The organism is Pseudomonas caspiana, from assembly GCF_040224095.2.
GTDB classification, from domain to species: domain Bacteria; phylum Pseudomonadota; class Gammaproteobacteria; order Pseudomonadales; family Pseudomonadaceae; genus Aquipseudomonas; species Aquipseudomonas caspiana.
Window position 1 is genome coordinate 4,926,159 of sequence record NZ_CP167995.1, and the last position, 13,367, is coordinate 4,939,525.

A 13,367-nucleotide genomic window follows, 5' to 3' on the forward strand; every position below is an offset into this window, starting at 1 on the left:
ATGCGTTGAACGGAGGCACCGGCATGGCCAATCAGGAACAGGCACGACAAGACGCGCAACCCATCGTCGCCACGCCGTCCTTACCCAAAGGTGGGGGCGCCATTCAAAGCATCGGCAAGGGCTGGGGGCCAGTGGGCAACGCTGGCACGGCGTCGCTGGCCCTCGACCTGCCGATCAGCCAGGGCCGTGGTTATGCGCCGGGGCTGGCGCTCAATTACCAGAGCACGGTAGGCAACGGTCTGTTCGGCCTGGGCTGGAATCTCAACCTGGGTTGCGTGGCCCGGCGTGCCAGCAAAGGCGTGCCGACCTACACCGATGACGATGTGATGCTCGGCCCCAATGGCGATGTCTGGCTGCCGGAGCGCGACAGCAATGGCGCGATCGTCTTCACCACGATCAATCAGGACGGCACGTCTTATCAGGTGATTCGCTATTTCGCGAGGGTCGAAGGCGCCTTCGAACTGATCGAACATTGGCGCCTCGACCCTGTCGACCCTGGCTTCTGGCTGATCCATGGCGCCGATGGCAGCGTGCATTTTTACGGCAAGCAAGCCTCCTCTCGCCGTACCGATCCGGCCGATTCCAACCGTGTGGCCGAGTGGTTGCTGGAAGAAAGCATGAACGCCCATGGCGAACATATTCTTTATGAATACAAAGCCGAGGACGAACAGGGGCTACCCGACGATCATCCGCGCGACTTCATCGCCCAGTGTTATTTGTGGCGCGTGCGCTGGGGCAATTTTCTGGCCCACGCCGAACTGTATTTGTGGGACGAAACTTCGCTGGATGAACTGAACTGGCATTTCGATTTGCTGTTCGATTATGGCGAACGCAACGAAGCCACGGCCAACCAAAAACCGAGCTATGCCGAACAAAAGCCCTGGCCTGTGCGCAGTGACCCACACTCCAGCTTTGCCTATGGTTTTGAGCTGGGTAATTTGCGCCTGTGCAGGCAAGTCCTGATGTTTCATTACTTTCCTGATGAGCTGGGCGATTCTGCGCTGCTGATTCAGGGCCTGCTGCTGGAATACGGCGAGGACGCCCTGCATTACAACAAACTGCTCAAGGCTCATAGACAGGCCTGGGATGGCACGAGCTTACATAGTCTGAACCAGAGCCCGCCGATGGAATTCAAGTACAACGAATTCGACACAGCGAAGGGCGTTTATCAGACTTTCGAACCGATGCCAGGGCTCAATGATGGCCAGCCTTACCAACTGGTCGATTTGTATGGCGATGGCTTGCCGGGCGTGCTCTTTCGCACTGATCAGAACTGGCTCTACCGTGAGCCCATCCGGGCAACTGCGGCAGGCTCGAAGGCCAACGATGTCGCCTATGACCAATGGCAGGCATTGCCGCAGATCCCCCTCGCGGATTCCACAACGACGGTACTGCAATCACTCACCGACCTGACCGGCGATGGTCGCCTGGACTGGATCGTCGCGCAGCCGGGCATGGCCGGTTTCTTCACCTTGAACCCCGACCGCAGCTGGTCGCGGTTTGCCACCTTTGCCGCCTTCCCGACGGAGTTCTTCAACCCGCAAGGGCAAATGGTCGATCTGGTCGGCGGCGGCCTGTCGGACTTGGCCATGATCGGCCCGCGCAGCGTGCGCCTGTATGCCAACCGCCGTGCCGACGGTTTCGCCGCCCCTCTTGACGTGCCCCACGACCAAGACCGTTTGCCGCTGTTGAGCGACAGCCCCAGCGAACTGGTGGGCTTCAGTGACCTGCTCGGCACCGGCCAACAGCACCTGATCCGCATTCGCCATAACGAAATCCGCTTCTGGCCGAATCTGGGACGCGGCCATTTCGGTAAGGGTCAGCTATTTGCTGAACTATCTTTCGATTATGCAACCTTCGATGCCGGCAGGATCAGGCTGGCCGACCTGGACGGTTCCGGCGCCAGCGATGTGCTTTACCTACAAACGGACGATATCCAGGTATTCATGAATCAAGGCGGCAATGGTCTGGCCGCACCCTTTAGCCAAAAATGGCCCGACGGCGTTCGCTATGATCGCTTCTGCCAGGTCAGCCTGGCCGATCTGCAAGGCTTGGGTTGCGCCAGCCTGGTGCTGACCGTGCCCCATATGGCACCCCGGCACTGGCATCTGTCTTTCCCGGACAAACCCTATCTGCTGAACCAGACCGAAAACCACTTGGGTGGCTCGGGCACGGTCACCTATCGCAGCTCGGCACAAGAGTGGCTGGACGAGAAGCAGACGTTGCGGGCAGCCGGTAAGCCAGCGATTTCGTACTTGCCGTTCCCCGTGCATATCGTGGTCAAACAAACGCAAAAAGATGATCTCACTACCACGACGCTGACCCAGTTGTTCCAGTATCGGCAGGGCTTTTACGACCCTAGCGAACGGGAGTTCCGTGGCTTTGGCCTGGTGCTGCAAACCGACAGCGAGGCGCCGCCCTACCAGCAAGAAAGCTTCACCGCGCCGGTATTGAGTAAAACCTGGTATCACACCGGGCGCTATCCCGAACCCGCCCATGATGACTACGACGCCAGCGACCCGGCCGCACGCGCACTGGGTAAGCACCTGCTATCCCGTTTCGCCAGCGATACCGACCGACTGATCGCGGACGCCGATGCCGACACCTGCCAGGAAATGAGCCGGGCCCTTAGCGGCTCGGTACTGCGCAATGAAGTGTTCGGCCTGGATGAAGACTTTCAGCCAAGCGTGCTGTATTCGGTGCAGGCCTCGCGCTACCTGGTGCGCCAGCTACTCCCGCTATCTGAACATCAGCCCTATGCCCTGATGCTACCGCTGCTACTTGAATCAATCAGTTATCGCTACGAGGCCGGCGAGCTTGAAGATCCCCAGTGCGAGCACAGCCTGAGCCTGGCCTGGGATCGTTACGGCGTGCTGACCCATAGCGTCTGCGTCAACTATGCGAGACGCAAGACACCGGACGATGCACCGCCCTTCGAAGATGAGCACCAGCGCCTCTGGTGGCAGGCGTCCCATGATGAGGCGCAACAACAGTTCTACCTGAACGAAGCACGTGCCCAGGCGATTCATCTGGACGGCCGACAGAGCTGGCGCCTGGGTTTGCCCTACCGGGCACGTGCCAATGCCATGGTCGTTGCGGCCAGTGAGTTACCGCCCGAAACCATCAGCTATGAGCACTTCAGCGACCCGCAAGGCCAACTGGCGCAACTGCCGCGCACCCTGACCGGCCTGTCGGTGCAGCGTTACATCAACTGTGGCGACGGCGAGGCTACCTTCGAGGCGTTGAGCGACGCGACAGAAAGCGCCGAACTCGACGACCATGCCCTCAGCGCCTATGAACGGGTCATGGACGCCGAGCAACTGGCAGACAAGCTCGCAGAAATCGGCTACGCACAAATGCCTAGCTTCCTGCCGGAAGACGGCTTGAATCTCTGGTCAGTCAAACGCGGCTTTGCCTGCTACGCCGGACTGGAGGGTTTTTATACGCCCGAAACGTTCAGGGCCACCCGCAGCCATGGCTGGACCACGGTTGAGTACGACGCCTACCACCTGCTCATCATTCGGCTCACCGACCCGGCAGGCTGTACAACCCAGGTGACATACGACTACCGCACCTTGCAGCCTCGGCGGATTCTCGACCCCAATCAGAACACCCAGGAAGCGGACTACGATGCGTTCGGCAGGCTATGGGCGACCAGTTTCTATGGAACTGAACTGGGCGCGCCCGTGGGCTTCGAACCGCTGGACCCGAACAAACGTATATGGGGCGGAACCATCCTGGCCTTGAGCCAACCGGAGCAGGTGCTTGAAGACCGAGCCAGCGTCTATTACTACGACGCCAATACCAACTTTGATCCCGGCACCATCCCGTTCGCCAGCGCAGCATTTCAGGCCGATCGCTATCCCGGCGATCCGGACAAGCAAATCCGTATCAGCCTGGTATCGGTGGATGGCTTCGGCCGCACCTTGCAAACACGCCAACTGGTTGAAGATGGCGACGCCTATGAGGTCGACGAATACGGCTATTTAAACTTGATCGGTAATCAACCCGTCATCGTCCACGCGTCGCCCCGCTGGCGCGTCAGCGAGCGCGTGGAATACAACAACAAGGGCCTCGCCGTCAGGGTCTATCGTCCTTACTTCGCCAATAACCACGTCTATGTCAACGACAAAAACATGCGCGACCACGCCTATCACGACAAGCAGTTCTACGATCCGCTGGGCCGCCCTACCATCACCATTACCGCCAAAGGCTGGATGCGCCGCATAACTTACCGGACCTGGTACACCATCAGCGAAGATGAAAACGACACCGCCGAAGAAGTGGAAGCCGCACGATGAGTCATGCGCTAAATGCACACACGCCGCTACTCAGCGTGGTCGACTGCCGCGGCCTGGCGGTGCGTCGGGTCGCCTGCCATCGAAGGAACAGTGCGAATGCCCTCGAGTTGCGCGTGACGCGCCAAGCGCACGACACGGCCGGACGCCTGGTCGCCAGCCAGGATCCGCGCTTACCTGTTGCCAGCCAGCGCACGGTCTACAGCCTCTCAGGTCAGGCGCTGCTGACCGGCAGCGTCGACGCCGGTTGGGGGACTTCGTTGTTGGGTGAAGCAGGTCAACCTCTAGCCAGTTGGGACAGTCGCAGTACCGAGCGGCAGATCGAATACGACGAACTGCTGCGCACCGTGGCGGTGGCTGAACAGAACCGGGTGGTCGAGCGTTTTACCTATGGAGGACCGGAAACCGCTGACGATAACCAGTGCAATCAACTCATCCGTCATGACGATACAGCGGGCACCGTCCATCACCCGGATTATGGTTTGCCCGGATCACCACTGACCGAAGTCCGGCAATTTTTGCGCGAGCTGGAGATGCCCGATTGGCCTTTGACGGTCGCCGAACGGGATGGCTTGCTGGAGATCGATGGCCTGGAATCGACTTGGGCATTCGATGCGCAGGGTGAAGTGATTGAACAAACCGACGCCAAGGGCAATACCCGACAGTTCAAACACACCATCGCAGGCCAACTGAAATCGGTTTCTCTTGGCGGGCAGGTCTTGCTCAGCGAGATCCGTTACAACGCCTTCGATCAGATAGAGCAGGAAACCGCGGGGAATGGGGTCATCAGCCGCTCAACTTACGACCCGCAAAATGGCCGCCTGACTGAACTCAGCGCTGCGCTGCATGATGCTCCGCCCTTGCAACATTTGAAATATGGCTACGACCCGGTCGGTAATATCGATCAGATCGAAGACGCTGCGCAACCAGTGCGTTTCTTTGCGAACCAGCGTATTGAGCCGATCAACCAGTATCGTTACGACACCCTGTACCAACTGATCGAAGCCACAGGCCGGGAAGTCAAAACCGGCGCCAGTCACGGCCCCGCTCTGCCCGACTTGCAGAACCTGCCGCCTGATGCCAATCAGATCGCCAATTACACGCAAAGCTATGAATACGACGCGGGCGGCAATCTGCTGGAAATGCGTCACGTTGGCGCTCAGCTTTTCACCCGAACCATGCGCGTGGCACTGGACAGCAACCGCAGCCTGCCCGCCAATGAAGCGGACGTGGAAATTGACGATGGCTTCGATGCTAATGGCAATCTTCTGCAACTGGTTCGAGGTCAGAGTTTAAGTTGGGACGCCCGCAATCAGCTGCACCAAGTCACTGCCGTCAAACGCGACAACGGGCCTGACGACAAAGAACTGTATATCTATGACGGCAACGGTCAGCGCTGCCGTAAAGTGCGCAGCTCGCAAACCAGCACCCGGACTCTGATCGGCGAAGTGCGCTACCTGCCTGGGTTGGAAATCCGTAGCGAGCCTGATGACGAAATCCTGCATGTCATCACCGTGCAAGCCGGGCGCAACAGCGTGCGGGTTTTGCATTGGACCTCCACTCCCCCCTCCCGCATCGCCAACGATCAGGTCCGCTACAACCTCAGTGATCATCTCGGCTCCAGCACACTGGAACTGGATCACCAAGGTGGCCTGATCAGCCAGGAAGGTTATTACCCGTTTGGCGGCTCTGCGTGGTGGGCAGCCAGAAGTGCGAGTGAGGCCAAGTACAAAACCGTGCGCTATTCAGGTAAAGAGCGGGATTGCAGTGGTCTCTACTACTATAGAGCCCGTTACTACGCGCCTTGGTTACAGCGATGGATAAATGCCGACACATCAGGGAGAGACAATGATCTAAACGCGTTCAAAATGGTGCACAACACGCCTGTCAATAAAATAGACCGCGACGGTAATGTGCCGATTCCTACGAATGCCCATTACTTCTGGGAAGGCAGCAACATTCCCCATGAGCATTTACAAAACATATTAATGTTCAAACACCTGAATGCCGAATACAACATCAACGTCTGGACGTCGAAACCGCCTCAAATATTAAATACTCTGTCAGCTATGCAAGAGAGCATGCACCCTGCACAACGGGAGCTTTCTCAAGCTCACGGAGAATCGTTATCGATCAGAGACACCAGTGGTTTGTTTGACACACTTGCGCGTGAGTATTCGCCCGCCCGAAAACTGGAATCATTGTTCGCGAGAGAGCTCTCCGGCCCCTATAAAAACTATGCCGCAGCGAGCGATATTCTAGAGCTGGCAGCAACCTACGCTGAAGGCGGTATCTATATGGATGCGGATGTGGCTGTAGGCGGATCCATTGGAACATTATCAGCGCCCCATGGTTTTCTAATCCATATTGAGGGCCCGCTGACATCCAACGCAGTTATTGCAGCAGCCGCTAAATCAGAACTAGTACAAAACATGATGGACAACGTCACCGACCTTTATACAACTAATCCCTCCATGAGAATGAACAATGAAAATATGGGGTGGGCACAAAAACGGAGCACTGGGAACAGTGGTCTATTCAGCCGACTTAAACTGACCATGCACATGACCGGTCCGTCCATGATAAAAACCTTCCTGCCAAAACAGGGAGCAAGTCAACACTATGGACTGCCCATCGAGCATTTTTTCTACCGTGCGGAGGTCAATGAGGCTTTTTCAGTAGGCCACCCAAGGTCTTTATCGAATATTTTTTCTCAAGGATATACGCGCGGGCTAAACGGTGGAGGTGGCTGGGCCAGCATAAAGCCTGGGAAACGAGCATCTGTAGCCTAGGAAAAGGCGAGCGCACCATTGCAAAGCCATTAGATGCTGGGGGCTAGACGTTATGAAAGTTCCCAACGAGAGGTTAACCGGATGACTTCGGCCCAGTATGCACATACGCCCACTCTTGCAGTGTTTGACCCTCGATGTCTCACACTGGGCAACCTTGCCTATTGCAGAAGCGATGATCAGCATTTGCCTGATTTGCGAGCAAGCCTGCACCATTACAACTCCGCCGGGCGAAGGATTGCCAGTCAGGATCCCCGCCTTTCCTCGCCAAACTTACGCATGGTGTACAGCCTCTCCGGCCAGGTGCTACTGACCGAAAGCGTAGATGCTGGTTGGCGATTGGCCCTGCTGGGTGAAGCCGGGCAATCTCTGGAAGGCTGGGACGGGCGTGGCAGTGTTCGCCAAGCCGCCTACGACGACATGCTGCGGCCGGTGTTGATCATGGAATCCACTGCCGCTATTACCACCGAATCAAGTGGGACCGGCTTTAGCCGGGAAGAGGCCAGTACACCCGCTGAAGATGTGTCGTCAGAAATACCGCCTTCCCGGTTAAAGCCATTACTACTAGCAAATATGGAAGCGGCCGCGATCAACCTCACTTCAAGCCAGAACCTACCTGATCAAGTTGTCGAACGCTTTACCTACGGCGGACCAGATGCCGCCGAGCACAACCAGTGCAATCAACTGACTCGGCATGACGATACGGCGGGCACGCTCTATCGGCCGGACTACGGGTTATCGGGTTCGCCGCTGACCGAAGTGCGGCATTTTCTGCGTGAGCTGGAAATGCCCGACTGGCCTTTGGCGATCGCCGAACGGGATGACTTGCTGGAAGCCGATGGCCTGGAATCAAACTGGTCCTTTGATGCTCTAGGCGAAGTGATTGAACAAACCGACGCCATGGGCAATACCCGACAGTTCAAACACACCATCGCAGGCCAACTGAAATCGGTGTCTCTTGACGGGCAGGTCTTGCTCAGCGAGATCCGTTACAACGCCTTCGATCAGGTAGCGCAGGAAACCGCCGGTAATGGGGTCATCAGCCGCTCAACTTACGACCCGCAAAATGGCCGCCTGACTGAACTCAGCGCTGCGCTGCCTGATGCTCCGCCCCTGCAACATTTGAAATATGGCTACGACCCGGTCGGTAATATCGATCAGATCGAAGACGCTGCGCAACCAGTGCGTTTCTTTGCGAACCAGCGTATCGAGCCGATCAACCAGTATCGTTACGACACCCTGTACCAACTGATCGAAGCCACCGGCCGGGAAGTCAAAACCGGCGCCAGTCACGGCCCTGCTCTGCCCGACTTGCAGAACCTGCTGCCTGATGCAAATCAGATCGCCAATTACACGCAAAGCTATGAATACGACGCGGGCGGCAATCTGCTGGAAATGCGCCACGTTGGCGCTCAGCTTTTCACCCGAACCATGCGCGTGGCACTGGACAGCAACCGCAGCCTGCCCGCCAATGAAGCGGACGTCGAAATTGACGATGGCTTCGATGCCAATGGCAATCTTCTGCAACTGGTTCGAGGTCAGAGTTTAAGTTGGGACGCCCGCAATCAACTGTACGAAGTCACTGCCGTTAAACGCGACGACGGGCCTGACGACAAAGAACTGTATATCTATGACGGCAACGGTCAGCGCTGCCGTAAAGTGCGCAGCTCGCAAACCAGCACCCGGACTCTGATCGGCGAAGTGCGCTACCTGCATGGGTTGGAAATCCGTAGCGAGCCTGATGACGAAATCCTGCATGTCATCACCGTGCAAGCCGGGCGCAACAGCGTGCGGGTTTTGCATTGGACCTCCACTCCCCCCTCCCGCAGCGCCAACGATCAGGTCCGCTACAACCTCAGTGATCATCTCGGCTCCAGCACACTGGAACTGGATCACCAAGGTGGCCTGATCAGCCAGGAAGGTTATTACCCGTTTGGCGGCTCTGCGTGGTGGGCAGCCAGAAGTGCGAGTGAGGCCAAGTACAAAGCCGTTCGGTATTCGGGTAAAGAGCGCGATGCCAGCGGGCTTTATTATTACGGTTTCCGGTATTACGCGCCGTGGTTGCAGCGCTGGTTAAACCCTGACCCCACACATGACGGGCTGAATGCATTCCAGATGGTCAATAACAATCCAGTCAATCTTTTTGATCGGGAGGGATTGGCCGGAGAGCTTGCCACCAGCCGATGGAAAATGGCGTACAGGGGCGTCAAGGCCCAAGGTGTGCGAGTACGCACGGTAGCGCGGGGCATCATTGCAGTTGATATAAGCGGTGGCAATGAGCTTTTCAATCGCATGGGGGTTGGGCTCGACCGCGACATTCGCGGCGATCGGGCGCTTTCCTATCTGTCGCTTGATGCCTCATTGCAAGGAAAAATTGCAGGGGGTAAGCGGATGGTGAACCTCAATCGATCCGATGGTGGAAATATCAAGTCAGTAGCCAGACTCAAAGGTGCTGGCGCCGTTGCCTACATAAACGGCGGATTTTTCAATATGGATGGAGCGGCAGACTTCGATAAGCCAGAGCACGCATCGATTGGACCCAATGTGATTGATGGTAAGCGCCGTGAAAGAGTGGACGTCCCGCAAGGGTATGGGAGCTTTTATGAAAAGGTTCGTATGCAGGATGGATCAATGATCCATGCAGCCCCTAAATTATCGAGGGGCGGTCAGGCTACGTTTACCGAAGCAATGCTCTCAGACAAGAGGTTTCAATTCAGTGCGGCAAACAACGCACCTGGGGTGCTGGGTCATGCTCAGCATCCAAATGCCCGCTCGGGTATGAGTCGTCCGCAAGAAAATGGCGCTGATTCGCGTACACGTCTGGCTATGGGTTCCTCTAACGGACGTGTGGATTACTCTCCTGGCTACACAATGCCTGAATGGGCAAAGGTAATGGCCAGGCTCGACCGGTTGAACAGTTCAGAAAGTTCGTCAGTAAACCTCGACGGTGGCGGATCAGTTTCTTTGGGGGTCATTGGGGCTGGCGGAGAATCACTGATGGCACGGTCGCCTCTCAGATCCATGAACAAGGAAATTGGAAACTTCATTGCATTCTCCGAACCCGTCGGTTTTTTTCGCAGGTTATTCAACAGATAGAGGCGCGAGCAGGCTTGATATCAAACGAGCGAGGAAGGCAGTGGTGGACATGTGCGATGTTGGCGGCAGGTCATTTACCCATTTATACGCGTTGTACCGGGTAGTAATCGCAGCCTGTTTAACGAAGGGATGGAGCTGTCGAAATACCTTTTGCGACGCTCGGCCAACGCCTGCTCGTCCGGCGCTCTAGACTTCACTCAGGTTGCACACTAAAGGTCACCCCGATGACTGCCTCCTTGCATGCGCAAACTCCCACTCTTGCAGTGTTTGACCCGCGTGGTCTGACCGTGTGCAATCTCGCCTTTTGCCGAAACGATGACCATCAACCGGCGCAACTTCGCCGCACACGACATACCTATAATCCCGCTGCGCGAAGAACCTCCAGCCGAGACCCGCGTCTGCCCTCGCCCAATCAAAACAACGTGTATAGCCTCTCCGGCCAGGTCCTGATGAGCGCAAGTGTCGACGCCGGTTGGTGGGTGGCGCTGATGGGCGATGCCGGGCAACGGCTTGAGAACTGGGACGGACGCGGTAATCACGGGCTGGTTGAATATGATGAAATGCTGCGGCGAGTATTGATCAGCGAAGCTAGCGGGCATGCTGCTGGAGCGAGGCTTGCCCGCGGATCAGTCACCGCAGCCGTTCAGGTACAGCCTGGTGCTCCATTTCGCGGGCAAGATGGAGCGCCACCCCGGTCGCTCCAACAAGGTTCGGTTGTCGAGTACCTTACCTACGGCGGACCGGAATCAGCCAAGCACAACCAATGCAATCAACTTATCCGCCATGACGATACAGCGGGCACCGTCCATCACCCGGATTATGGTTTGCCCGGATCACCACTGACCGAAGTCCGGCAATTTTTGCGCGAGCTGGAGATGCCCGATTGGCCGTTGGCGATCGCCGAACGGGATGACTTGCTGGAAGCCGATGGCCTGGAATCAAACTGGTCCTTTGATGCTCTAGGCGAAGTGATTGAACAAACCGACGCCAAGGGCAATACCCGACAGTTCAAACACACCATCGCAGGCCAACTGAAATCGGTCTCTCTTGACGGGCAGGTCTTGCTCAGCGAGATCCGTTACAACGCCTTCGATCAGGTAGCGCAGGAAACCGCCGGTAATGGGGTCATCAGTTGCTCAACTTACGACCCGCAAAATGGCCGCCTGACTGAACTCAGCGCTGCGCTGCATGATGCTCCGCCCTTGCAACATTTGAAATATGGCTACGACCCGGTCGGTAATATCGAGCAGATCGAAGACGCTGCACAACCAGTGCGTTTCTTTGCCAGCCAGCGTATCGAGCCGATCAACCAGTATCGTTACGACACCCTTTACCAACTGATCGAAGCCACCGGCCGGGAAGTCAAAACCGGCGCCAGTCACGGCCCCGCTCTGCCCGACTTGCAGAACCTGCCGCCTGATGCCAATCAGATCGCCAATTACACGCAAAGCTATGAATACGACGGGGGCGGTAATTTGTTGGAGATGCGCCACGTCGGCGCTCAGCTTTTCACCCGAACCATGCGCGTGGCACTGGACAGCAACCGCAGCCTGCCCGTCGACGAAGTGGACGTGGATTTTGAAAACGGATTCGATGCCAATGGCAATCTTCTGCAACTGGTGCGTGGCCAGGATTTAAGTTGGGATACGCGCAATCAGCTCCGGCACATCACCACCGTACAACGGGATGATGGGCCAAGCGACATCGAAACTTATATCTATGACGGCGGCGGCCAGCGCTGTCGCAAAATCAGCAGCGCTCAAACGCAAAACCGAACACTGATCAATGAAGTGCGCTATTTACCCGGGCTTGAGATCCGCAGCAACGCCGATGGCGAAATCCTCCATGTGGTCACAGTGGGCGATGTGCGAATGCTGCATTGGCAGGCTGGCAAACGGCGAGATATCGCCAACGATCAGTTGCGTTACAGCCTCTCGGATCATCTCGGTTCCAGTACGCTCGAACTGGATTATGAGGGGGGATTAATCAGCCAGGAAGGTTACTACCCGTTCGGCGGCACCGCGTGGTGGGCGGCGCGCAGTGCGGTGGAGGCCAAATACAAAACTGTCAGGTACTCGGGTAAAGAGCGAGATGCCAGTGGGCTTTATTACTATGGGTTACGGTTTTACGCTCCGTGGTTGCAGCGCTGGATTAATCCGGACCCATCGGGTGCTGTGGATGGGCTTAATGTTTATTGTTTTGTACAGAATGGCGCTGTTTCAGCCACGGATTCAAATGGCGGAATGAAACGTAACGTTACTTCACCACTGGTAGAACCACGACCACCGCCGGTCATTCCAAGACCCACCGCCTCGTTGTCCGAGCCCGGAAACTGGAGTTTGTACAAAATCACCAATCAACCGCACCCAGGCGCCGAACAGCTGCGAGACATCCATCAAACACTGCTCGACACCTCGGAAGCCGAAGACCATCCCGCGCTCATTGATTACATTGAACGGGGACACGCTGAGATCAACGACGATCTCCGGCTGCTGCACAACGATTCAGAACACCAATTCTCTGACAGCACCAAAAGTTTGCTTGAGAGCTTCGAGAATATGAGATGGATGAAAGCCAAGTCTTTCCTGTATCGATCGATAAAAGTTCAGCCTGAGGGTTTGAGAACTTTAAAAGAGAAAGGCCGGCGGGTCGCCGACTTCGGAGTCCAGAGCGCGACAGTGACAAAGCGCGGTGCCATGGAGTGGGGAAAAACATGGGCCCAGGATGCGTCTTCCGCCCCAGAAAATGTAATGCTGGTTTTTGGTATGGATGTACCCAAGATCAACCTGGCCTCCGGACTATTTGCTGACCACGTGGCCATTTTTCCGGGTGAAAACCTGGAGGTCATCGAGGCAATGACCACGGAGAGAAACAATAAGAAAACCACCTATATATTGCTGGGCAAGTCTGCTGAATCTGAATTGCAAAGGCCTGTACATTCGTTATTCAGCGGAGAAGTAATCAGTACTTATTCGGCAGTCGCCAAAAGGCTTAAGCCCTATTCACCCCGGCCACCGGATTAACCGCGGCAGCTGCGCTATACACGCCATGCACACACACATCCAGCCAAAAGCCACGCCTGACGGCCCCCCACCAACGCAGCGTCTACAGCCTCAGCGCCAGGTGTCAACGACCGACGGCGTCGACACTGATTGGCGGGTGACGCTGCTCGGCGAGCATGGGA

4 protein-coding genes are annotated in these 13,367 nt (G+C 56.6%); all 4 read left to right on the forward strand.

Annotation, left to right across the window (positions count from 1 at the left end; translation table 11 throughout):
- Positions 1–23 precede the first annotated feature (23 nt).
- The 4 genes from ABRP31_RS22370 (at position 24) to ABRP31_RS22385 (ending at position 13,206) form a co-directional block, all read left to right on the forward strand.
- Positions 24–4,301, forward strand: coding sequence for a SpvB/TcaC N-terminal domain-containing protein (locus ABRP31_RS22370; protein ID WP_349969702.1), 4,278 nt, complete (start codon positions 24–26; stop codon positions 4,299–4,301).
- On the forward strand, positions 4,298–7,090 hold the full coding sequence (locus tag ABRP31_RS22375) for an RHS repeat-associated core domain-containing protein (protein ID WP_349969701.1): 2,793 nt from the start codon (positions 4,298–4,300) through the stop codon (positions 7,088–7,090). Before ABRP31_RS22370 ends, ABRP31_RS22375 begins: the two co-directional genes overlap by 4 nt.
- An 81-nt stretch (positions 7,091–7,171) precedes the next feature.
- Positions 7,172–10,183, forward strand: coding sequence for an RHS repeat-associated core domain-containing protein (locus ABRP31_RS22380; RefSeq protein ID WP_349969700.1), 3,012 nt, complete (start codon positions 7,172–7,174; stop codon positions 10,181–10,183).
- 224 nt (positions 10,184–10,407) lie between these two features.
- The gene (locus ABRP31_RS22385) at positions 10,408–13,206 is read left to right on the forward strand and encodes an RHS repeat-associated core domain-containing protein (protein WP_349969699.1); all 2,799 of its coding nucleotides are present in this window, start codon (positions 10,408–10,410) and stop codon (positions 13,204–13,206) included.
- Positions 13,207–13,367: the final 161 nt, after the last annotated feature.